General features: G+C 67.3%; 20 protein-coding genes. 10 read left to right on the top strand and 10 right to left on the bottom strand.

Annotated features, from left to right (window positions below; translation table 11 throughout):
* Nucleotides 1–57 precede the first annotated feature (57 nt).
* The 3 genes from LG3211_RS07140 to LG3211_RS07130 all read right to left on the bottom strand — a co-directional run bounded on the left by LG3211_RS07140 (nt 58) and on the right by LG3211_RS07130 (nt 2,656).
* A complete protein-coding gene (locus tag LG3211_RS07140; RefSeq protein WP_057942221.1) occupies nt 58–1,209 on the bottom strand; it encodes a threonine aldolase family protein in 1,152 nt (383 codons plus the stop codon).
* A 118-nt stretch (nt 1,210–1,327) separates the two neighbouring features.
* Nucleotides 1,328–2,035 (bottom strand): hypothetical protein, encoded by a 708-nt coding sequence (locus tag LG3211_RS07135; protein ID WP_057942220.1) that lies wholly within the window; start codon nt 2,033–2,035, stop codon nt 1,328–1,330.
* A gap of 84 nt (nt 2,036–2,119) precedes the next feature.
* On the bottom strand, nt 2,120–2,656 hold the full coding sequence (locus LG3211_RS07130) for a type II toxin-antitoxin system PemK/MazF family toxin (RefSeq protein ID WP_222837583.1): 537 nt from the start codon (nt 2,654–2,656) through the stop codon (nt 2,120–2,122).
* A 22-nt stretch (nt 2,657–2,678) separates the two neighbouring features.
* On the opposite strand from LG3211_RS07130, the gene LG3211_RS07125 reads away from it, so the two are divergent.
* From LG3211_RS07125 to LG3211_RS07105, 5 genes are all read left to right on the top strand, one after another.
* On the top strand, nt 2,679–3,050 hold the full coding sequence (locus LG3211_RS07125; RefSeq protein WP_057942219.1) for a YciI family protein: 372 nt from the start codon (nt 2,679–2,681) through the stop codon (nt 3,048–3,050).
* A 117-nt stretch (nt 3,051–3,167) separates the two neighbouring features.
* Nucleotides 3,168–4,181, top strand: coding sequence for a sensor domain-containing diguanylate cyclase (locus LG3211_RS07120; protein WP_222837582.1), 1,014 nt, complete (start codon nt 3,168–3,170; stop codon nt 4,179–4,181).
* Nucleotides 4,182–4,401: 220 nt separating this feature from the next.
* The gene (locus LG3211_RS07115; protein WP_057942217.1) at nt 4,402–5,697 is read left to right on the top strand and encodes a sensor histidine kinase; all 1,296 of its coding nucleotides are present in this window, start codon (nt 4,402–4,404) and stop codon (nt 5,695–5,697) included.
* A gap of 22 nt (nt 5,698–5,719) precedes the next feature.
* A complete protein-coding gene (locus LG3211_RS07110) occupies nt 5,720–6,487 on the top strand; it encodes a LytR/AlgR family response regulator transcription factor (RefSeq protein ID WP_057945335.1) in 768 nt (255 codons plus the stop codon).
* Between the two features lie 214 nt (nt 6,488–6,701).
* Nucleotides 6,702–7,085 (top strand): hypothetical protein, encoded by a 384-nt coding sequence (locus LG3211_RS07105; RefSeq protein ID WP_148648786.1) that lies wholly within the window; start codon nt 6,702–6,704, stop codon nt 7,083–7,085.
* Between the two features lie 499 nt (nt 7,086–7,584).
* Here LG3211_RS07105 and LG3211_RS07100 read toward each other — a convergent pair whose 3' ends face one another.
* Complete coding sequence (locus LG3211_RS07100) at nt 7,585–8,472, bottom strand: methyltransferase domain-containing protein (RefSeq protein ID WP_187313146.1); 888 nt, start codon at nt 8,470–8,472, stop codon at nt 7,585–7,587.
* A 376-nt stretch (nt 8,473–8,848) separates the two neighbouring features.
* On the opposite strand from LG3211_RS07100, the gene LG3211_RS24745 reads away from it, so the two are divergent.
* A complete protein-coding gene (locus tag LG3211_RS24745; RefSeq protein ID WP_083512365.1) occupies nt 8,849–9,400 on the top strand; it encodes a hypothetical protein in 552 nt (183 codons plus the stop codon).
* Between the two features lie 42 nt (nt 9,401–9,442).
* On the opposite strand, the gene LG3211_RS07090 is transcribed toward LG3211_RS24745, so the two are convergent.
* Nucleotides 9,443–10,459, bottom strand: a complete 1,017-nt coding sequence (locus LG3211_RS07090) for a M28 family peptidase (protein WP_057942214.1) — start codon at nt 10,457–10,459, stop codon at nt 9,443–9,445.
* Nucleotides 10,460–10,666: 207 nt separating this feature from the next.
* Here LG3211_RS07090 and LG3211_RS07085 point away from each other — a divergent pair, with 207 nt between their 5' ends.
* Nucleotides 10,667–12,019, top strand: coding sequence for a DUF2252 family protein (locus LG3211_RS07085; RefSeq protein WP_237049845.1), 1,353 nt, complete (start codon nt 10,667–10,669; stop codon nt 12,017–12,019).
* A 54-nt stretch (nt 12,020–12,073) separates the two neighbouring features.
* Here the strand turns inward: LG3211_RS07085 and LG3211_RS07080 are convergent, their stop codons facing one another.
* The 3 genes from LG3211_RS07080 to LG3211_RS07070 all read right to left on the bottom strand — a co-directional run bounded on the left by LG3211_RS07080 (nt 12,074) and on the right by LG3211_RS07070 (nt 15,416).
* Nucleotides 12,074–12,811 (bottom strand): siderophore-interacting protein, encoded by a 738-nt coding sequence (locus LG3211_RS07080; RefSeq protein ID WP_057942212.1) that lies wholly within the window; start codon nt 12,809–12,811, stop codon nt 12,074–12,076.
* A gap of 218 nt (nt 12,812–13,029) precedes the next feature.
* Entirely contained in the window at nt 13,030–13,833 is an 804-nt protein-coding gene (locus LG3211_RS07075) for a MipA/OmpV family protein (protein WP_083512364.1), read from the bottom strand.
* A 683-nt stretch (nt 13,834–14,516) separates the two neighbouring features.
* Nucleotides 14,517–15,416: a LysR family transcriptional regulator gene (locus LG3211_RS07070; RefSeq protein WP_057942211.1), complete on the bottom strand. Its 900-nt coding sequence runs from the start codon at nt 15,414–15,416 to the stop codon at nt 14,517–14,519.
* Nucleotides 15,417–15,517: 101 nt separating this feature from the next.
* Here LG3211_RS07070 and LG3211_RS07065 point away from each other — a divergent pair, with 101 nt between their 5' ends.
* From LG3211_RS07065 to LG3211_RS07055, 3 genes are all read left to right on the top strand, one after another.
* Nucleotides 15,518–16,225: a type 1 glutamine amidotransferase domain-containing protein gene (locus LG3211_RS07065; RefSeq protein WP_057942210.1), complete on the top strand. Its 708-nt coding sequence runs from the start codon at nt 15,518–15,520 to the stop codon at nt 16,223–16,225.
* Nucleotides 16,226–16,274: 49 nt separating this feature from the next.
* A complete protein-coding gene (locus LG3211_RS07060) occupies nt 16,275–17,117 on the top strand; it encodes a type 1 glutamine amidotransferase domain-containing protein (protein WP_057942209.1) in 843 nt (280 codons plus the stop codon).
* Nucleotides 17,118–17,363: 246 nt separating this feature from the next.
* Nucleotides 17,364–17,828, top strand: coding sequence for a carboxymuconolactone decarboxylase family protein (locus LG3211_RS07055; RefSeq protein ID WP_057942208.1), 465 nt, complete (start codon nt 17,364–17,366; stop codon nt 17,826–17,828).
* Between the two features lie 60 nt (nt 17,829–17,888).
* Here the strand turns inward: LG3211_RS07055 and LG3211_RS07050 are convergent, their stop codons facing one another.
* Entirely contained in the window at nt 17,889–19,700 is a 1,812-nt protein-coding gene (locus tag LG3211_RS07050) for an ankyrin repeat domain-containing protein (RefSeq protein ID WP_057942207.1), read from the bottom strand.
* A 145-nt stretch (nt 19,701–19,845) separates the two neighbouring features.
* Nucleotides 19,846–21,066 (bottom strand): Tle-like phospholipase domain-containing protein, encoded by a 1,221-nt coding sequence (locus LG3211_RS07045; RefSeq protein WP_057942206.1) that lies wholly within the window; start codon nt 21,064–21,066, stop codon nt 19,846–19,848.
* Nucleotides 21,067–21,083: the final 17 nt, after the last annotated feature.

The raw sequence follows: 21,083 nt of genomic DNA, 5'->3' as shown, positions 1-21,083 counted from the left end.
CCCCGCTTATGCGGGGCCTTTTGTTTTTCGGCTTCGCGGCCTTGCTGAGCCCGTGCGTCAACCGCTGGCGGACTCCCGCAGCACTTTGGCCAACGCCGCCGGCGCGATCCGCAACAAGGTCGGATTGACCTGCAAAGGCATGGTGCCGGTACCGGGCACCGCGTGGGACACGATCACCCCGCGCTTGGCGGCGCGCTCGGCGAACGCTTCCGGCGCGATACCGCTGACGGTCATGAAGAAGCGGCAGGTGCCGCCGGGGATGCGTTCTATCTTGAATCGCGGATCGGCCCGCAACAGCGCGATCATTTCTTCGGCGGCGCGCCAGGCCTTGGCGTACTCATCCTGAAAGCCCTCGGCGTAACGCGACACCAACGCCACCTGCGGCCAGGCCTGCGGCAGCGAGCCGCCGAACATGCGGCGCACGTGGTACAGGCCGTCGATGAACTTGGCATCGCCGGCCAGGATTGCGCCGGATGCGGCGTTGAAGTGCTTCCACAGCGATACGTAAACCGTGTCGAACAAGGCAGTGTGTTCCAGCACGCTCTTGCCCGAATGCAGCGGCAGATTGAACAAGCGCGCGCCATCCAGGTGCAGGCCGATCCCCTGCTCGCGCGCGTACGCGCTGATGCGTTGCAGCTCGGCGAAGTCGGCCATCTGGTGGTTGCAGCGCCTGACCGGGTTTTCGATGGAGATCGCACCGATCTTCATCGGCACGCGGCCGCCGGCCGAACGCTCCACCCATTGCCGCACTTCGGCCAGTTTGAGGTCGGCGTGGCCGGGCGCGAGCGGAATCAGATTCAGCCCGCCGAGGATTTCCGCGCCGTCGCCGCTGTCGTTGTAGAGATGGCTCTCGGCCTGCACCAGCACGCGGCGGCGGTCGCCGGCGAGTTTGCGGATCGCGAGTTGATTGGCCAAGGTTCCGGTCGGCACGAACAGCGCCGCCTCCTTGCCGAGCAAGCGCGCGAAGCGGCGTTCGATCTCCTCGACCACGCCGCCATTGCTGTAGTAGTCGGGCACCAACGATTTGCCGGCGACGGTCTGCTGCAGCAAGGACGCGTATTCGCCCGGGCTCAGGGCCAGGCCGTCGGCGCTGAAGTCCACGCGCTTGAACGGCTCCGGCCCGGTCGCGGCGCTCGCGTCGGCGATGTGCGCCAACAGCGGCATCGTGGCCGCCAATCCACCCAAGGCGAAGAATCGGCGACGGTCCATAGGCAACGGCCCTCCTGTTGGCCCTGTGCGATCGCCGAATGATGGCCGACGGATCGCGCGTTGATATTGGTGTCGAAGCTTAGTCGCTGCGCGCGACGGCCTACAAGCCGCCGCACCATCATCTGCCCGGTGTGAAACCGGTGAGCAGCAGGAACGGCACGATCACGATCACCGTGACCGCTTCGCGCACCATCGTCAGCGGCCGGAATATCTGGTTGAGCCTGCGATTGCGCGCCAGGGTTTCTTCGTCGATCGCCTCCACCACGCGCACCTGCGATGGCGCCAGCGAGGTGAGATCGGCGCCGGCGAACACCTGGTCCCGATTCTGCGCTTGCGCCGCCGGCCGCTTACGTCCGCGCAGATCCGCGCGCCAGGCCATGTACAACGACGGCTCGATATCGCCGACCATGTTGCCGTTCGACGGCTTGAAGCCCAACTCGGCCAGTGCGTGCCGGTCGTCTTCGGACAGGACGGTCTTGGTCTCCTGCAGGCTGGGATCGTAACCTCCGATCCTGATCTGCAACGATCCGGTGACGCCCGCGGGCTCGACCCGCAGCACGCCCAGGCTGAGGTTGCCCAGGCCGAGCAAGGCCTCGCGCTGCGCCGACAGCAGCGGCGGCTGAAGATCGTTCAGACGATTGGCCGGCAGGGCGAACTCGTAATCCTGCCGCACGGTCCGCAGCAACAGACGATCGCCGGATCGGTTCAACTTGAGCGCGACCACGTTCTCATCGGCTTGCGCGGATTCCTCCGTGAAGTCGGGCACCAGGAACGAGACGCCTATGACCATTGCCGTCGCGATCGCGATCTTCTTCCATAGTTTCATGCGGTATCCGTAGTCCCTGGCCCGAGGCCGAAAGTGCGATGTGTATTCGATGCGCGCAGGGCCGGCGACTCCGCGCGCAATCGCTCATCGCAGGCGAAAGAACGATGCTTGCAAAAAACGCATCCCGGCCAGAATCTGCGCGACACGTTGCGCCGACAGCGAGCCGATCCGTTCGCCCAGGCGATGCTTGTAGATCGACGCCACCTGCGACACCACCACGACGCTCTGCCGGGCCAGATCGCCCTCGCCCGCATCGAGCAACACGTTGCCCGGTTCGCTCGCACGGCCCAGGTTGGAGGTCAACGCGCACACCACCACGGTGCTGATCCGGGAATGATTGAACAGATCGTCCTGAACCACGACGTGGGGATGGGCGACGCCCGGCAGCGAGCCCTTGGACGGGTCGGCGGGCAGCCAGAACACATCGCCCTGGTTCACCACGCCGGTAAACATCTCCCGGTACGCCTCGTGTTCTCTGTCCATGACCGCATCGTTCGGGCTCAAGCCGCCGAGCTTAGTCGCCGCCCCGACGGGCGTCGAGACGATCGCGCAGCCAACCGGCGCCATCGATGTCGATTCAGGCCGTCGTGGTTCGTCGTATAGGCAAGAACCCGTCTTCATCCACCTCGATTCCGGAGCCGTCATGAAATTCATCTGCCTGTGCCACTACGACCAAGCCAAGTTCGCCGCCTGCACGCCGGAGGATTTCCAGGCGGTCGCCGCCATCTGCGCGCCGCGCGACCGGCAATTGCAGGCAAGCGGCCACGCCGATGTGATCTGCTCGGTCGCCGCGCCGGCCGATTACGCGGTGATCCGTCCGGGCGAGAACGGCCCCACCGTCGCCCGCGGCGCCTATGCCGACACGTCCGAACCCTGGGGCGCCTACTTCGTGGTCGATGCCGACGACATCGAACAGGCGATCAAGATCGCCAAGCTGCATCCCGGCGCGCACCTGGGCCGCTATTTCGGCGGCGGCATCGAAGTGCGGCCGTGCCACGTGCACTGGCCGGCCTGATCCGGCGCGCCCCGGCCGTGCACGGCGCGGTTCAGCCTGAATGCGGACCGCGCCGCGCTGGCGCTCACGTGGCGGGCTATATACTGCCGCCGTCGCCGGGGGGTGATTGGAATGAACATGCAGGAACCACAACTGCAGGCGTTCTCCGAACGCTTGCTCAAAGTGATCCAGACCCAGACCGAGATCGCCAAGCTCGGGCTGGACCTGGGCGATGTGATGGACCTGGTCGCCACGCGCGCGCAGACGCTGACCGGCGCGGTCGGCGCGGTGGTCGAGTTGGCCGAAGGCGACGAGATGGTCTATCGCGCCGCCTCCGGCATCGCCGAGCCCAGCCTGGGCATGCGCCTGCGCCGCGACGCCAGCCTGTCCGGGCATTGCGTCCGCGACGGCGCGCCGCTGCGCTGCGAGGATTCGGAAACCGATCCGCGGGTCGACCTCGACGCCTGTCGCGCGGTCGGCCTGCGTTCGATGATCGTGGTTCCGCTCAAGCACAACGAGTCAGTGGTCGGCGTGCTCAAGGTGATGGCGCGCACGCCGAACGCGTTCAACGACGACGACCTGCGCCTGCTCGACCTGATGTCGGGGCTGATCGCCGCGGCGATGTACCACGCCGCCAAATACGAAACCAACGAGCTGTTCTACCAGGCCACCCACGACGCACTGACCGGCCTGCCCAACCGCGCGCTGTTCTACGACCGCCTGCGCCACAACCTGGCCCAGGCGCATCGCGAATCGCGCCGCATCGGCATCCTCAATCTCGACATGGACGGGCTCAAGCCGGTCAACGATCACATGGGCCATCGCGCCGGCGACGCCGCCATCCGCGAATTCGCCGAGCGCATGAAGCAGAGCGCGCGCGCCGGCGACACGGTCGCGCGCATCGGCGGCGACGAGTTCGCGGTGATCCTGCCGCGGGTCGAACACCGCGAGGGCGTCGCCGCGCAGATGCAGCGGATCGCGCAATCGCTGCGCTTCGCGTTCGAATTCGAGGACCGTCCGATCACGCTGGACGCCAGCATCGGCTGCGCGGTCTATCCCGACGACGGCGAAGACCTGGGCGTGCTGCTGGAAAAGGCCGATCAGGCGATGTATCGGATGAAGCGTTCGAAGAAGGCCGGCGCCAACAGCTGAGCCGGTGCGGTCTCGGGCGACTTGCCGTCGTACCGGCGCACTCCGCGGGTCCGGTTGGGCCCGCGCTACCGGGCCCGACCGGATCGAATCGAGCAACCCCGAGCGCCCGCGCCTCGCCGATGGGCGTCTTAGGCCCCGATTTCGCTCCCCCGCATCCCGGTTTCATCGCGCCCGGCCCGATTTCGTCGCGCCCCGGCTTCCCCTGGCGCGAGGGATCACTATGCTGCGTAGCAAGCCACACGCCCCGGACCCCTACGTGATTCGCAGCCTGTTCTTCGTCGCACGTCTCGCCGCCGCATGGTTCGGCCTGTTCGTGATGCTGGCGCTGCTCGCCCAGGCCATGCCGGTGCTGCAGCACCAGGACACCGGGCCGCTGTTCCTGATCGCGACCGTGGTGACCATCATCGTGGTGATCACCGCGTTCTCGCACCTGCGCCGGGTGCGCCTGATCAGCGGGCGGATCGACGCCAACGCCATCGGCAACCGCCAGCGCCGCCAGATCGACGTGCCGCTGGACGATGAAGAAACCTTCCACCTGCTCGATGCGGCGATCCGCGAACTGCCGCGCACACAGAACGTCGAAAGCGCCCGCGACAGTCTGCAGGTGCGGGCCAAGGTCGAGAGCGCCGAGGCCGGATCGCACAGCGCGCCGGGCACGGCCAATCTCTACAACTGGTGGATGAGCACGACCCGCAACCGGATTCTCGCCACCGTCACGCCCGACGGCGAAATCAGCCGCATCACCCTGATCTGCGAGCCCGAATCGGGCGCATGGAGCGACTGGTTCCGCGTAGATCACGGCGCCAACCTGGAAAACGCCGAGGCGATCGTGCGCGCGGTCAACCGCCGCATCGCCGAGCGCCGCCGCAACGAACGCGCCGACGCCGCGCGCACCTCGACCGAGAAAGAACTCGCCGTGGCCAAGCTCAGCCTGCTGCACGCCCAGGTCGAGCCGCATTTTCTCTACAACACCCTGGCCAGCGCGCAGTACCTGACCCGCAACGATCCGCCGCTGGCCGACGAAATGCTGGGCCATCTGATCGAATTCCTGCGCCGCTCGCTGCCGCGCACCGAAGACGCGCTGTCCACCCTGGGCGACGAACTCGACCGTTCGCGCGCTTACCTGGAAATCCTCAAGCTGCGCATGGGCCCGCGTCTGGAGCTGCAACTGGACGTGGCCGACGAACTGCGCGCCATCGCGCTGCCGCCGATGATGCTGCAGACCCTGGTCGAGAACGCGATCAAGCACGGCCTGGAACCCAAGCCCGGCGGCGGCACAGTGTGGATCCTGGCGCGCCGCAACGAGGATTCCATCGCCATCACCGTCGCCGACGACGGCCTGGGATTCAACGTGCTCAACTCCGGCACCGGCATCGGCTTGCGCAACGTGCGCGAACGCCTGCAACTGGTCTACGGAGCGCAGGCGCAGTTGTCGATCGTGGCCAACTTCCCCAACGGCGTCGCCGCCACCATCGTCGTGCCGGCGCAGCCGGTTACGGAGACGCAAAGTGTCTGATTCCGCCAACACCGCGCAGGGCTTGACCGCACTGGTCGCCGAAGACGAAACCCTGCTGCGGCGGGCGTTGGTCGAAGCGCTGCAGGTCGCCTGGCCGCAGTTGCGCATCGTCGCGGAGTGCGAGGACGGCGCCGAAGCGCTGGAAGCGCTCGCCGAACATTGTCCCGACGTCGCCTTCCTCGACATCCGCATGCCTGGCCTGACCGGCCTGGATATCGCCGCGGCGGCAGTCGATGTCAGCCCGCAGACCCAGATCGTATTCGTCACCGCCTACGACCAGCATGCGATCGACGCGTTCGAACACGGCGCCATCGATTACCTGCTCAAGCCGGTCACGCCCGAGCGGCTGGCGGTCACCGTGCAGCGCCTGCAGGCGCGCCGCAACCGCGGCCAGAGCGAGCGCGATGCATTGACCGAACTGGCCCAGCGCCTGACCGCCAACCGGTCCGCGCGCGAGGACAAGCCGGCGCTGACCTGGATCACCGCCAGCGCCGGCCGCGAAACCCGCTTGATCCTGATCGACGACGTCGCCTATTTCCGCGCCGACAACAAATACACCACCGTCGTCACCGCCGACGGCGAAGCGCTGCTGCGCAAGCCGATCCGCGAACTGCTCGACGTGCTCGACGGCAGCCGCTTCAAGCAGATCCACCGTTCCACCATCGTCAACCTCAAGGCCATCGCCGGCATCGTCCGCGACGACAGCGGCAAGGGCACGATGCGCCTGCGCGACCGGCCCGAAACCCTGACGGTGAGCCAACCGTTCATGGCCTTGTTCAAGACGATGTAGTCCACCCGGACGCCGGCCGCGCGCGCGGCCGCACCGTCCCGGTCACAAATCCGGCCTCGACCACGTCGCGTCTGCGGACAGCGTCTGCGCGGATCGCTGCGCGTGACCATGGCTTGGGAACCTCGGCGCGGCGACGCGACAGGTTCCAAGTGCGCTCGAACCATGCGGCCTGCACGGCGCCACGATTCATTCAAAGCAGACCAGGGAGTTGGACATGCGTAACATGATGGCCTTGCTGTACTACTTGTGCGCCCTGCTCGGGTGCGACGTGGGCGGAACCACGATCGTCAATCGCAGCAACGACAACGGCGTGGATATCATCGACAGCCAGGTGCGCATCAGCGAGCAGATCGCCAAGTTCGAATGCCGCGCCAGCCGCAGCGGCACCTGCCATTACTCCTTGTTCCGCGGCCAGTGCGCCAACGCCGCCAAGTCCACGCCGGCGCAGGCCTCGCAGTGCACCGAGACCGCGTTCGAACGGTTCGACCTGGCGGCCGGCGCCACGCGCGAAATCATCGATATCGCGCCGGGGTTCACGCTGTGCGTCAGCGACAAGAGCGATGCGGTCGGGGTCGATTGCAAGGCGTTGGCGCGATAGGGCGCGGGTAAGCAATCACCTGAACAGAGGAGCGCTGATTGAGCCCCTCTCCCGCTTGCGGGAGAGGGAGAGGAATGAAGAGACTTAGTTAGCCGATCCACGCTCAATCCCACGCCTCCAGCCGAAACCCCGAACGTTGCAAAATTGAACTGTCCGCCCCGTCGTATCCCGCGCGTTGTCTAGGTCATGCAAGGACCGACCGGCCGCACGGCGGGAGGGGAACATGGAACTGTTTGACCAGGACGACTACCGCCTGCGCGGCGCGAGTCGGTTACTGCCGGGACAGACGATCGACGAAGCAGATTCGCGCCGGCGAGTGCCGGTCCGCGATACCAGCCGGCTCGACCACCTGTATCGGCTCAAGCTGGCCGGACGCGATCCGGAGCGGCTGAAGCGGCGACGGCGTTCGCTGCACGAAATCGCCTGCTGGATCGCGGTAGCGCTGCTGACGGCCGCGGCGCTGGCCTCTCCGGTGCGCGCCGCCGACGCGAGCGCGCGATCAGAATGCGGGATCGTCATTCCCGCACGGCACGAACACGGCGATGCGATCGCTGTGCAGTTCCACGTCGATCGCTCGCAACCAACGCTGCGCCGCCAGCACCTGCGTGCACGGCCCGAGGCTGCATAGGCGGATGTCGCGCCGCTGCGCCTGCTCGCGGATGCGTTCGAGCATCTCGCCCAGAACGCCGCCGGTGAACGGCGTGTACAGATAGAACACCGTCGCCTGCGACAGATCGGCCGCGCGCGCGTCGGCCTGGATGAAACTCACCCGGCTCAGGCGCAAGTCGGCGGCGGCGGCGCGTGCGCTGGCGACGTAGGCCGGTTCCAGTTCGACGCCGATGCAGCGCGCGGAGGTGCAGGCGCCGACCAGCAAGGGAACGTGGCCGAGGCCGGAACCCACATCCAGCACCACATCGTCCGCGCCCGGAGCGATGCGCCGGATCAGATCGAAGATGTGCCGGGCCGGAGTCGGCTGGTAGAACACCATCTCCGGCATCAACGCGGCGACGTCGTCGGCCGGCTCATGCAATTGCGCGATGCCTCCGAGCAGCGCGTCGAGATGATCGTAGCCCTCGCCTTGCGCGATGCTGGTGTCCGTGTCGGCGTGTTCTGCTACCGGCATCCATTCGCGCAGGCAGTTCGCGCCGTCGCCGCGGCGGATGGCGTCGCGCAAGTTCCGATAGAGCCGTTCGTTGACAGCATCCAAGCGCGATTGCTGGGCGGCGATGCCCGCGCTCAGCGCCAGCGTGTCGGGCGTATCGGACAGGTACAGGCTCAGACGCTCGATCCGGTCGAGCGCGTCCACGCGTTCGCGCAGGCGCTCGGGCCGGTCCAAGGTGAGGTCGCCGCGCAAGTGTTCGATCAGAGCGGACAATGCCTCGCTCATGCCGTCGCCCATCGGCTTCGGCCGCCGCCGCTATGCTGCTCCGTCGCGGCCATCCACTGTGTCCTGTCGCATCCGCCCATTTCGCATCCGAATTTGAAACCGCGCGGCTTGCGCAAGCGGGCGGCGAGTGCCGAGAGATTAAGCGTTCCAGCCGCCATCGTCAGCCGGCGTCGCGGCCGACGGCAGTCCTTCGGTATCGCCTGAATACCGTGAGTGCGCTACCGCGCATGTTCGCGACCCAAACCCTCGGCCCGAGCTGAGGCCGCCCTCTGTCTTCGAATTGTCACGCAACAGCCATAAATTGCCGTCATCCCACGACGGCAGCCTCCGCTTTGGACCTGTCCGGTCGCCGGTTCTCTTCACAGGCCCCTCCCCCATGCGTTCGTTCAAACTCGTTTCCGTATTGCTGGCGCTGGCGCTGCTGTCGCCGATGGCCCTGGCCAAACCGCCGTATGTCGAAATCGAACAGCGCCTGACACCGGAGCAGTTGCGCGAAGTCGGCCTGTCGGCCGAGCAGCTGGCGACGCTCAACCGCATGCTGCGCGAAGCCGACGACAAGACCGCGCCGCCGGTGGCCGAAGCCGCGCCGCAAGCGGACGGCCCGGCGATCGGCGCGGGTGCGCCGCAAACCGCCGGCCCCGCCGTCGGCGCCGGAGCGCCGCCCGTTCACCGCCCCGGCGCGGGCCAGTTCATCGGCCTCAACGACGAGCCGATCAAGAGCCGCCTCAAGCACGACGTCGCCGGCTGGGAGCCGGGCACGGTGTTCGAGCTGGAGAACGGTCAGCAGTGGAAGGTGCTCAAGGGCGCCATGAAACTGCCCAAGCCGATGGTCAAGCCCGAAATCGTGGTCATTCCCGGCGTCGCCGGCCGCTGGTTCCTGCAGGTCGATGAAGACACGCCGAAGGCGCGGGTGTATCGCATCGACTGATGCCGCGAGCGAGGCGGTGCGAAGACGCCGCCGCCTCGCCGCTCACGGCTGCTGAGTCACCGCATACACCGCCTGCACCACCTTCGCCATGCGCGCGTAGTCGAGCTTGTCGTAGGTGTCGCTGGCCTGGTGATACGTGTTGCTGCGCAAGAACGCGGTGTCGCTGATCATCAGCGCCGGATAGCCTTCGTGCCAGTAGCTGAGGTGATCGGAAAAATCCACGCCCTGCACCAGCAGCGGCGGGGCGTTGATCGAATACACCGGCAGGTCGCCGGCGCCGGTCATCGCCGCCTTGATCCGGCGGGTCGCGCCGAAGTCGCTCATGCGGCCGGTGACGACGACGAAATCGCCGCGGTCGGAATACAGCCGGTGCATGCCGCGCACGGGATAGCGCTGGCTGCCGGGGCGATCGCTGAAGCGGCCGATCATTTCCAGCGACAGCATGAACTCGACCTCGCGCCCGGCCTCGCGCAACGCGCGCGCATGCCAGGCGCTGCCCATGTGCTCGCTGCGGAAATGCGGCGGTTCTTCCAGGGTATAGGCCACCAGTTCGATCGGCCGCGCCTGTGGGCTGCGGCCCAGCAGGCGCGCGAGTTCCAACAGCCCGGCCACGCCGCTGGCGTTGTCGTCCGCGCCGGGGGTGTGGGTCTTGGGCGAATAGCCGCGCGCATCGTCGCTGTCGCGGCCGACATCGGCGAAGGAATCGTAGTGCGCGCCGATCACCCGCAGCGGCCCGGTCTGCGGGCCGAAGCGCGCGATGACGTTGCGGTAGGCGACGCCTTCCACCACCACGTCCTGATAGCTCACCTGCGCGCCGCTCAAACGTAGCTGCTCGTGGATGTAGCGCGCGGCGAGCTCGATGTTGTCGAACTGATCGTAACTGCGCGGATACAGGTCCACCGACAGATATTTGACGTCGGCGCGCAGCCGTTGCGGATCGGCGGCCGGCGGATGCGAGGGCCGCGGCGCGACGAAGGGCTGCACGACCAAGGCCAGCGCCAGGCCGGCGAGCGCGCCAAGGATCAGCAGCAGATACAACAGATGTCGCAGGCGTCGCATGGTCCAGCCTCCTTGCCGTCGCCGGAACCGCTCCGGCGCTCCATCAAACCGCAGTTCGCGCCGCAACGCCATGGCGGCCGGCGGCGGGATTCATGTCGCTGACATGGGCGCGTGGTCGACTGTCGTGGCGCATCGGAACCTTCCGTGGACCGGTGCGCGTGCCTTCTTCCGTCCGGATCAGCCCGCATGCCGCCTCGCAGCGCTCCCTTGCTCGCTCTCGTCCTGGCCCTGGCCGCCTGCACCAATGCGGCCGATGCCGACGCCGCCGTCGCGCGCAAGAGCTGGGTGGTCGCGCAGATCCGCGACTACAACCATCCCTACGCCGCCACCGCGAGCAACGAACTGGACACCAAGCTGGCGACCATGGCCGGCAGCGCCTACGACTTCTATCGCGGCGCCGATCATCTGTTCTATCAGGACATGCTGACCCGCCCGGCCTCGGCCTACACCAGCGCGCAGACCGGCTACACCTGGCTCGGCGGCGACACCCACCTGGGCAACTTCGACGCCGCGCGCGACGCCGGCGGCAAGGCCGTGTTCAAGGCCGCCGACTACGACGAAGGCTATCTGGGCCAATACGTGTGGGACCTGCGCCGGCTCGCCGCCAGCATGGTCCTGGCCGGCCGCGACAACGGCCTGAGCGACAGCGACATCGGTGCGGCCATCGACACCCTGGTCGGCGCGTATCTGGATCAGATGTCCGCGTTCAAGGGCAGCGACGGCGAAGCGAACCTGCGCTTGACCCGGGACAACACCACCGGCGTGGTGGACGACTTGATCGCCAAGGCCGACGGTAAGACCCGATCGGGCCTGTTGTCGAAATACACCGCGCTCAGCGGCAGCGCGCGCCGCTTCCAGGACCTGTCCAATCTGGTCGCGCTGCCGGCCGCCGGTTACAGCGCGGTGAGCGGTTCGATGGCCGCCTACGTCGGCACCATCGCCGCATCCAAGCGCTATGCCGGCAGCTACTACACCGTGAAGGACGCGCGCCAGAAACTCGGCTCCGGCGTCGGCAGTCTGGGCAAGCTGCGCTATTACGTGCTGATCGAAGGGCCGACCTCTTCGACCGCGGACGACGTGATCCTGGAGTTCAAGCAGCAGGCCGCGAGCGTGGTCGCGGTCGCCGCGCCCGGCCGCATGCCCGCCACCGCCTATGGCGATCATCAGGGCCAGCGCGTGGCGCGCACCGCCAAGGCGCAGACCATCGATGCCGACGTGCTCATCGGCTATGCCAGCATCGCCGGGCAGCCGTATTACGTGCACGAGAAGTCGCCGTTCCAGGAAGACTTCGACGTCGGCAAGCTCGACAGCGCCGGCAAGCTCGATACCGCGGCGACGTATCTGGGCCAGGCATTGGCCAGCGCGCATGCCTTGGCCGATCAGGACTACGACGTGTCGGTGGTCAGCTACAGCATCGACAAACAAGTCATGGAAGCGGCGACCAGCAAGAGCGGGCTGAAGTCGGAGCTGCGCGCGTTCGCGTTCGACTACGCCGCGCAGACTCAGCTGGATTGGCAGGCCTTCGTTGAGGCGTATCAGGCGGGAACGCCCTTGTACTGAAGCGCGCGACCGCAACGGTCATGCGATCGCGAACGCTTGCGGCGAGGCAAGCGTTCAGTCCAGCCCGGTGCGTCCCGGCGCCCAGTACGGCTTGATCCGCAAGGCGCCGCCGCCCAGGCCCTGCGCCTTGAGCGCGCGGCCGATGCGCTGGATCGCCGGCGCGCGGCCGGTCAGCACGAAGCTGGTGCGGATCTCGGCGCTGCGCTGGATCGCATCGAGGGTCTGGTCCAGATGCGTATCGTCGGCGCGGCGTTCGATCAGGCGCGCCCGATTGATGCCCAGCAGGTCCAGGACCGGCTGCGATCGCTCCGGCGAAGCGACTTCGAACACGCAACGCAGGCCGGGTTCGTCGCGCTGCAACGCCGCCGCCAGCGCGAAGGAGGTCTCGTCGCCGAACACCACCGTGCACGACGCCAGGTTCTGCAGGTTCAGCGAACCGCGCGGGCCGAAGATCTGCCGCACTTCGCCCTCGGCCACGCCGCGCGCCCAGGCCGAGGCGGGGCCGCCGCCGTGGCAGTAGGCGAGGATGCGCATGCGGCCGCTGGCCGGATCGAGTTCGATCGGGGTGAACGTGCGCGTCTGCAATCCGCCGTCGAGCTTGAGCTGGATCTTGTCGCCCGGCGACCAGGCGCTGCGCTTGAGCGCCTCGCCCTGCATCGCGATCAGGCGGAAATCCGGGTCGGGCGCCTGCACCGAGGTGATCCGCACCGGCCGCATCAGCAGGCGGGTGAAGGCGCGTTCCAACAGTCCGGCGCCGGGCGTCTGTCGTGCGGGCAGCGCGGATTGATGCATGAGTTCGGACTCCTGATTCGATCGCAATGGATTGCGAAGAGCCTCCTCATCCGTCCCGCGCTCGCGCGGGGCAGGCTCTTCGGGCGCCTTCGCCCGCTAACGCGCGAAGGCAGTCGCTCGATGACATACACCGGTTACGAAATCGCTCGCGGCCCTCGCCCATCGAAGGGCGAGAACCTGAGCCGTGCCTGGCTCAACTCAGGCAACGCGCGCCGCGCTCAGAAGCTGCGCGAAATTCCGAAGAACGCCTGGCCGACGCCGTCGGTGTTCTCCGCCACCAGCGGGCTGTCGCTGATTTCGTCCGGCAGCACCTGATAGCTCACGTTGGCGATGAAGCGCCACTTCTCGGCGAAGGGCTTGGCCACGGTCAGACCGATATGGGGAATGGTCACGCTGCCGGGGCGGTAGCTGACCACGCCGCGCGCGACTTCCTCGTCCAGGGTGCCGTAGTAGTAGTTGGCCAGATCCTTCGACAGCGCGCTCACGCCGACGCTGGGCGTGAACAGCCAGCCGCCGGCCTGCATTGGATAGCGATAGCTGACATCGGCCTCGTAACCGCCGCTGACATCGGCGATGTCGGCCTTCACTTCGACCTGGATTTCGCCGGCGGTGCCGCGCCAGCTCGCCGAAACGCCGGCATCGACGCTGTCGTCGCGGTCTTCGAGCAGATCGCGGTCGATGCCGCGGCGCGCCAGTTCGCGGCGGCCGAAATCGTCCGCGTCCATCGCGTCCAGGCGGCCCGATACGAAGCCGTCGAGAACGAAGCTGTCGCTCTTGACCAAGTGGTAGCCAGCACTGATGCCGCGGAAATAGAAGCGCTCGCCTTCGTAGCCGAAGAACGGAATGGCGCGGGTGTGATTGCCTTCGCCGGCATACAGCTCGGTGCGGATGGCCCCGGCGACGCCGAGGCTCCAGTTGGAGGGTGCGACGTCGGCGCGCTCCTCGCCCTCCTGGCGTACCTGGGCCGACACTGCGAAGGGAAGCAACAACAGCAACGGCGATACGAGGCGAACGATGCGCATGGAATAGTCCTGTCGGGGGAGTGGGGAGCGCGAGGAACGCGATGCGGCCCTCGCACCATGCGACGCTAGCGAGCGCGGTTTAAGAGTTCTTTAAACCCGGGCGCTTTACCGAGATATAAAACAAGAAAGGCGGTTTGGGTTTAACGGCCGTTATGGAAACCGCCCCGTCGCGATGGAATGGCATGCGACTACACGGGGGCGTATCGATGCGGTTGGTTCGTGCGCGGCGTTCGGGTTTGCGCCGCGATCCGCGCGGTGCGCTGCTTCCGAGCGAGACTGTGTCCGCTCTTGGAGTTGGTTCAACGTATCTGCTTCGGGTGCGGAGCATTTTCGTTTTCGCTCGTCATTCCCGCGAAGGCGGACTCCGCTTTACTTCGGCGGAGCCGAACATCCAGAGACTTCGGCGCGCCCCCAAGAACGTCATTCCCGCGAATGCGGGCTCCGCTTTACTTCGGCGTAGCCGAAAATCCAGTGCCTTTCGTGCGAGAACGTTTGAAGTCGCTGGATTCCCGCTTTCGCGGGAATGACGGACTGGGGGGATGACGCTGAAGTCTCTGGATTCCCGCCTTCGCGGGAATGACGGACTGGGGGATGACGCTGAAGTCTCTGGATTCCCGCCTTCGCGGGAATGACGAGCAAAAGAGCAGGTGCGCCACACCAGAAGCAGAGACGTAGCAGGCCCCTTACGCTTCCCCCACCATCAAATCGATCAACGCACGCGACGCCGCCGACAAGCGCCGATGCGGCGCGTAGATCAACGAAAACGGACGCGAGCGTCCGCGCAGTTGCGGCAGCACTTCGATCAGGCGCCCGCGTTGCAGGCGATCGGCGACGATGAAGTCGTAGGTCTGACACAGGCCGGCGCCGTGCTCGGCCAGCGACACCACGCCGAGCACATCGTCGGAAACGCGCAAGGTCGATTCCGGCGTCCAGTCGATGTCGCGGTCGCCGTCGCGGAACTGCCATTGCGCGATACGGCCGGTACTCGGCATTTCGAACGGCAGGCACACGTGCGCGGCGAGATCGTCCAATCCCTGCGGGATACCGGCGCGCTGCAGGTACTCCGGCGAAGCGACCACGCACAGCGTCGCGTCTTCGAGCTTGCGCGCGACCAGACCGCTGTCGGGCAACTGGCCCAGGCGGATCGCCAGGTCGTAGCCCTCGGCCACCAGATCGACATTGCGGTTGGCGATGTTGAGTTCGATCGACACCCGCGGATAGCGCTGCGCGTAGCGCTGCAGCATCGCCGGCAGACGGTAGTGGCCGTAGGTGGTCGGCACGCTCAGTCGCACCCGCCCGCTGAGTTCGCCGTTCTGGTCCTGGATCGCGCGCTCGGCGTCGTCGATCAGGGCGAAGGCCGAGCGCGCGTGTTCCAGATAGACGCGGCCGGCGTCGGTGAGCCCCTGGCGGCGCGTGGTCCGCCGCAGCAATTGAGTGCCGAGCCGGTTTTCCAGGCGGACGATGGCGCGGCTGATCACCGACGGGGTGGTCGCCAGCGCCACCGCCGCCGCGGTCAGGGAGCCGTGCTCGATGACGGCGATGAAGGTTTCCACATCGCCCAGGTGGTCGAATCGACGGCTCATCTTTGCTCCTGAAGAACAGATGATTTGCTTTTACAGGATTTTATCGCCGCCTAAGAAGCCAATACAGTGCCCGCACCCTCCTTTCCCCGCTGGACACCGCCATGAGCCCGAACGTCTCCGCCTCCCTCAAGCCCGTGCTGTTCGTGCTGACCAGCCACGGCGTCAAAGGCTCGACCGACCAGCCGACCGGCTACTACCTGGGCGAGGTCACCCACCCTCTGGCCGAACTGGAAGCGGCCGGGATCGCGGTGGAGTTCGCCTCGATCCAGGGCGGCGAGCCGCCGGTGGACGGGCTGGAGGTCGAAGACGCCCTCAACGCGCGCTACTGGAACGACGCCGGCTTCCGCGCCGCGGTGCGCGACACCCAGGCGCTGGACGCGGCCGATGCCTCGCGCTACTCGGCGATCTTCTTCGCCGGCGGCCACGGCGCGATGTGGGATTTCCCGGTCAGCGACGCGGTACGCCGGGTGACGCGCGAAATCTTCGAAGCCGGCGGCGCGGTCGCCGCGGTCTGTCACGGCCCGGCGGCGCTGGTCAACGTCACCCTCAGCGACGGCGCGTATCTGGTCGCCGGCAAGCGCGTGAGCGCGTTCACCGACGAAGAGGAAGCCGCGGTCGGCCTGAGCGATGTCGTGCCATTCCTGCTCGCCAGCACCTTGCGCGAACGCGGCGCGCTGCATCAGCCCGCCCCGAACTGGAGCCGACAGGTCGTCGTCGATGGACGCCTGATCACCGGCCAGAACCCGCAATCGGCCGGCGCCGTCGGCGCCGCGCTGCGCGAATTGCTGCTGACGCGCGCCGCCGTTTGATCCGCGCATTCCCGCGCCGCTGCGGCGCACTACGTCTACGAGCCCTCCGATGAAATCCCTGCAAGTACTCGCCGCTTCCCTCGCCCTCGCCCTGTCGTTCGGCAGCGCCCACGCCGGCTCGGTGCTGATCGTACTGTCCGATGCCGACCATCTCGATCTCAAGGACGGCAAAACCCTGTCCACCGGTTTTTATCTCAACGAACTGATGCAGCCGGTCAAGGCCTTGCTCGACGCCGGCCACCAGATCACCTTCGCCACGCCGCAGGGCCGCGCGCCGACGCTGGATCGCAGCTCGGCCGATCCGATGTACTTCGGCGGCGACGTCGAAGCGCTGCGCGCGCATCAGGCGCTGCTCGACAAACTGGCGCTGACCTCAGCGGAAAAATCGCCGGTGCTGAGTCTGGCGCGAATCGAGCAAACCGGTTACGACCGCTACGACGCGGTCTACATCCCCGGCGGCCACGCGCCGATGCAGGACCTGTTGAACAGCCCGGCGCTCGGCCGCCTGCTCAGCGATTTCCATGCCAAGAACAAAACCACCGCGCTGGTCTGCCACGGCCCGATCGCCCTGCTGTCCACCCTGCCCGACGCGGCCAGGTTCACCGCGCAGCTCGCCGCCGGCGGCCGCGCATCGAAGCCGGCGCAGTGGATCTACGCCGGTTATCAGGTCACGGTGATCAGCAATCAGGAAGAAACCATCGCCAAGCCGCAGCTCAAGGGCGGGGAGATGAAGTTCTATCCGCAGACCGCGCTGGAACAGGCCGGCGCGCGCTACAGCAGCAATACCCAGCCGTGGACGTCGAAGGTGGTGGTCGACCGCGAGCTGATCACCGGGCAGAACCCGGCCTCGGCGGCGGATGTGGGCAAGGAATTGCTGCGGCGCTTGAAGTAAGCATCACGCCCGCTTCGGCGTTTTTCGCTCGCCAGGCAACACACGAAAACGGCCGTGCTCGATGCACGGCCGTTTTCTTTGCGGAGGCATGTCACGTTCGCGATCCCTGTTTCGTCAGACCCGGTGTAAGGCCGATGCGAATGCGGCGGAAATATTCGGCAAGCCGATGTCACGTTTGCGCCGCCTGCTTCGTCAGACCAGTGAACGCCTGATCCAACACCCCACACCCAGACAGGAGATCCACCCATGACCCTCCAAGCCCGCATGAACCACCCCGCCGTGGTCCTGCCCGAAACGATGAAAGCGCTGTGGGCGCTGAAGGCCTCGGTCGAGCGCAAGGGCGTGCCCGATGCCACGCTGATCCTGATCGAACTGCGCGCCAGCCAGATCAACGGCTGCGGCGCGTGCGTGGATATGCACGCCAAGGCCGGCAAGAAGGCCGGCGAAACCGATGAGCGCCTGTTCGCGGTCGCGGCCTGGCGCGAAGCGCCTTACTTCGACGGCGCCGAGCGCGCGGCGCTGGCGCTCACCGAAGCGCTGACCCGGATCAGCGATCGTCCCGAGTCGGTGTCGGATGAAATCTGGGACGAAGCCGCGCGCCATTACGACGAAGCCGCGCTGGCGGCGTTGGTGGTGGCGATCGCCAACATCAACGTGTGGAACCGGCTCAACGTCGCGGTGAAGCAGCCGGTGGGTTCTTGGAAGGCGTAAGCGGCAACCTGGCGTACGCGCGGCGCTGACGATGCGCCGCGCCCACCCGTGCAAGCGCGATCACATGCGCGAGCACGACAGCGCGCCGGCGAACACCGGCGTCGGCGCGCGGCGCGCGCGCAGCACCGGCTGGCCGGACTTGAACAAGCGCGAGATGCGGTCGCGCGACAACCATTCGTTCTCGAAGGCCTGGCGCACGAACCAGGCCGACAATCCGGCCTGATCCGGATCGTCGAGCCGATAGCCGACCCGGTCCTCGTCGCCGATGCGGGCGACGTGATCGCTCAACACCAGCAGCGGCACCGACAAGGCGCCGCGCACGATCAACTGCTGATCGTTGTAATCGCCCCACAGGAATTCGCCCAGCTCGCAATCGCCGCCGACCAGCAGCGCGCCTTCGGTGATCAAGGCGCGCGCCTTGAGCGAACCGGCCACCACCAGCAGGCTTTCGTCGCAATCCAGGATCGGCCCGTCGACGGTCAGATCGCCGGTCACCACCAGCGGATGGCTCAGTTCCAGCGGGCCGTTGATGTGCAGATCGCCGCAGACCCACATCGGTTCGCGGCCCGGCGTTCCGCACGGCGGCTGCCGCACGCCGGCCAGCGCCAGGCTGCGCGCCAGCAGCAGGTGATGCCACGGCGCGCGCTGCGACAGCGCACCACCCAGCGCGTCGTTCCAACTCTGCGGCGGCGTGCGCTGCAGCTCGGCCAGGGTGGCGTCGAAGTCGCCGGTGCTATCGCCGTACAGGCCGGCGCAGAAATCCGCCTCGGCCGGATTCAGGCGTTTCGCACCCGCGTGCAACTGCGCCACGTCGGCCGGTGCCGCGCGCGGGCGCGTGGCGTCTTCCAGCAATTTTTTCACCGCCACCGAATTGGCGTAGTCCAGGGCGTTGTCGTTGCCGACTTCGCGCAGCGGATCGGCGCCGGCGGCGAGGTAGGCCTGCACCGCGACCGTATCGCCCTTCTCCACCGCGTAATGCAGCAAGGGATGGCCGTCGCGCATGGTCGCGTTGGGGTCCAGGCCGGCGGCGAACAAGGCGTCCAGATAGATCGCCGTGCCGGGCAATTTGAACAGGCTCAGCCGCCACGCGTTCGAAACCAGATTGGGCATGCCGGCGAGCAAGGCCGCGAGCAGGCGGCCGACGATCAAGGCCTGCATCTGCTTTTCCGGCACCGTGGCGTGATTGCGATAGGAATCCACGCAGTCGAACTCGATCGCGCCGCCGGCGCGGCTGCCGCGGCGTTCGCGCAGTTCGCGCCGCGCCCAGGCCTGGAACTGCGGCCGCAGCACCAGCGGATCGAAGGCCCAGCGCAGATCGCGCGATTCGATGTAGTCGGACAGGAAACCGAACTGCGGCTGCGCGCAGGTTTCGCTGTCCAGCACCGCCTGCCACGCGCGCAAGCGTCCGCGCGCGGCGCGGTAGTGGCTGTCGGGAAACCATTGCTCGCGTTCGTAGTCCTGGAACGGCTGCGCATCCAGGGCCTTGTACGCATCCAGGCGCAGGCCGGCCTGTTCCAGCGCGGCCGCGTCGGGACGATCTTCCAGCGCCAGCAGCGCGGCGGCGACGTTGGTCGCGCGCGCCAGCGCCGGGCGGATCGGCGAGGCCTCCGGATCGGGCTGCGCCAGCACTTCGAACGCGGTCGCCAGCGCGCGGCCCAGCGCCCATGGATAACGGGTGCGGTCGTCGTTGCCGATGCTCCACTTGATCGTGTCGCGCATGTGGCTGGCGATGTAGGCGTACAACACCACCGGATCGCGCGGATAGCGCTTGAGGTGGGCGTCGGCGACGCGACGGCGGTTGCTGTTGCTGGAATCGGGCTTGAGCAGCTCGGCCTGCGCGCGCGGCAGGTCGGGCGAGGAAATCGGCGTCATGACGCGGGAACGTCCTGTCGGAAGATGGACTTCCTTATGCAGACGAAGCAACGGCCCCGCATCCCGTATCGCGCGCGGATCGGAACCGGCAAAGCGTGAACTCGAACCAGCCGGCGGGGCTGCGGGCCGCCGCCGGCGAGGCGGCTCAGTTGCTCATCGCGCGGCGTTGTTCGCTGTGCGCGGGCGCTTCGGCCGGCGCGGCCTGGGCCAGCGCGGCGTTGTCCGGCGGTTGCGACACCGCGCGCTGCTGGTCGAGGAACACGCGGCGATGGCCTGGATCGTCCAGCCCGCCCTGGACCAGAAAGAAACCGCCGCCGTCGCGGCCCGGGACGATGTGATCGATGCGCTCCATGCCCTGCGCGCGCGCGTCCACCGCGCAATGGCTGGCGGCGTTGCGATAGCCCTGCTCGCCGCGGAAATCCAGCGCCCCCGGTTCCAGGCCGCGCAGACCGCGCAGCGCCTGATCGTAGAGCGCGTGGCCGGGATGGGCCGGGTCCGCGGGCCCGGGCTGGGCCTGCGGCGCCAGCGCCGCGCCGGGCTCGCCGGCGACGCGGCCGCGGCCGGCTTCGTGCTGCCCCGGGCCGGGCATGGCCATTTCCTGCGCCTTGATCACCGCGTCGATGTAGTGGATCTGCACGCCATGCTTGATGCCGTTGCCGGGCACCATGCGCTCCCAGAACGACTGCGGGTCCGGATCGGGCAGTTCGATCTTGTGTCCGACCGCGTCGGGCATCGCCCATTTCAGCGGGATGCTGTGCTCCTGCAGATCGGTGAGGATTTCGTTCTTCACCGCGTAACGGCGGATCTGGCCGTTCTCGGCGACCTCGCGCTTGGCCGCGTCGGCGTCGATGCCGATGCGTTCGAGCGTCTTGTCGTGCACGCCGGAGGCGTTGAAGGTCACCGCCGGAATGCCGCTGCTGATCGACGCCGCGCCGGCCAGGCCGCCGCCGAGCGAATGGCCGGTGATCACCACCTCATCGCCGAAAGCCACGCTGGCTTCGCTTGCGAGCGCGATGGCCTGGTTGTACTGCGCATCCTTGAAGCCCAGGCCCTGGCGGAAATTGGTCACCCAGTCCTTGCCTTCGTCGGTGCCCGAATAGGCCAGCACGTAATGGCCGTGTTCATCGCCGTAGATGCGCGCGAGAAAACCCGAATCCTTGTTTTCCAGACTGGACGGATCGATGCCGGCCGCCGTCAGCTGCTCGGCGTTCAACGGTTTGAAGCCGTCGGTGCCGGGGCCCAGATCGTAGAGGTCGTCCATCAGCCGGGCGAGGGTCTTGTCGATCGGCTTGGCCTGCTGGCCGCGCACTTGATCGGCGAAGGATTGCGGTTGCTCGCCCGCGGGCGGTTGGCTTGACTGGCTCATGCTGCGGTCTCCCTGAA

Origin of the sequence: Lysobacter gummosus, assembly GCF_001442805.1 — a bacterium.
Taxonomy (GTDB): Bacteria; Pseudomonadota; Gammaproteobacteria; order Xanthomonadales; family Xanthomonadaceae; genus Lysobacter; species Lysobacter gummosus.
The sequence above is the reverse complement of the archived record's forward strand: the minus strand, read 5'-3'. Positions and strand labels throughout refer to the sequence as shown.

Excerpts from the sequence above, each read along its gene's own strand:
- LG3211_RS07105 (WP_148648786.1), top strand. The coding sequence starts at position 6,702 with ATGCGTAACATGATGGCCTTGCTGTACTACTTGTGCGCCCTGCTCGGG.
- LG3211_RS07135 (WP_057942220.1), bottom strand. The coding sequence starts at position 2,035 with ATGAAACTATGGAAGAAGATCGCGATCGCGACGGCAATGGTCATAGGC.
- LG3211_RS07055 (WP_057942208.1), top strand. The coding sequence starts at position 17,364 with ATGACCCTCCAAGCCCGCATGAACCACCCCGCCGTGGTCCTGCCCGAA.
- LG3211_RS24745 (WP_083512365.1), top strand. The coding sequence starts at position 8,849 with ATGCGTTCGTTCAAACTCGTTTCCGTATTGCTGGCGCTGGCGCTGCTG.
- LG3211_RS07045 (WP_057942206.1), bottom strand. The coding sequence starts at position 21,066 with ATGAGCCAGTCAAGCCAACCGCCCGCGGGCGAGCAACCGCAATCCTTC.
- LG3211_RS07140 (WP_057942221.1), bottom strand. The coding sequence starts at position 1,209 with ATGGACCGTCGCCGATTCTTCGCCTTGGGTGGATTGGCGGCCACGATG.
- LG3211_RS07120 (WP_222837582.1), top strand. The coding sequence starts at position 3,168 with ATGCAGGAACCACAACTGCAGGCGTTCTCCGAACGCTTGCTCAAAGTG.
- LG3211_RS07090 (WP_057942214.1), bottom strand. The coding sequence starts at position 10,459 with ATGCGACGCCTGCGACATCTGTTGTATCTGCTGCTGATCCTTGGCGCG.
- LG3211_RS07060 (WP_057942209.1), top strand. The coding sequence starts at position 16,275 with ATGAAATCCCTGCAAGTACTCGCCGCTTCCCTCGCCCTCGCCCTGTCG.
- LG3211_RS07080 (WP_057942212.1), bottom strand. The coding sequence starts at position 12,811 with ATGCATCAATCCGCGCTGCCCGCACGACAGACGCCCGGCGCCGGACTG.
- LG3211_RS07130 (WP_222837583.1), bottom strand. The coding sequence starts at position 2,656 with ATGAAGACGGGTTCTTGCCTATACGACGAACCACGACGGCCTGAATCG.
- LG3211_RS07100 (WP_187313146.1), bottom strand. The coding sequence starts at position 8,472 with ATGAGCGAGGCATTGTCCGCTCTGATCGAACACTTGCGCGGCGACCTC.
- LG3211_RS07075 (WP_083512364.1), bottom strand. The coding sequence starts at position 13,833 with ATGCGCATCGTTCGCCTCGTATCGCCGTTGCTGTTGTTGCTTCCCTTC.
- LG3211_RS07050 (WP_057942207.1), bottom strand. The coding sequence starts at position 19,700 with ATGACGCCGATTTCCTCGCCCGACCTGCCGCGCGCGCAGGCCGAGCTG.
- LG3211_RS07065 (WP_057942210.1), top strand. The coding sequence starts at position 15,518 with ATGAGCCCGAACGTCTCCGCCTCCCTCAAGCCCGTGCTGTTCGTGCTG.
- LG3211_RS07115 (WP_057942217.1), top strand. The coding sequence starts at position 4,402 with ATGCTGCGTAGCAAGCCACACGCCCCGGACCCCTACGTGATTCGCAGC.
- LG3211_RS07125 (WP_057942219.1), top strand. The coding sequence starts at position 2,679 with ATGAAATTCATCTGCCTGTGCCACTACGACCAAGCCAAGTTCGCCGCC.
- LG3211_RS07070 (WP_057942211.1), bottom strand. The coding sequence starts at position 15,416 with ATGAGCCGTCGATTCGACCACCTGGGCGATGTGGAAACCTTCATCGCC.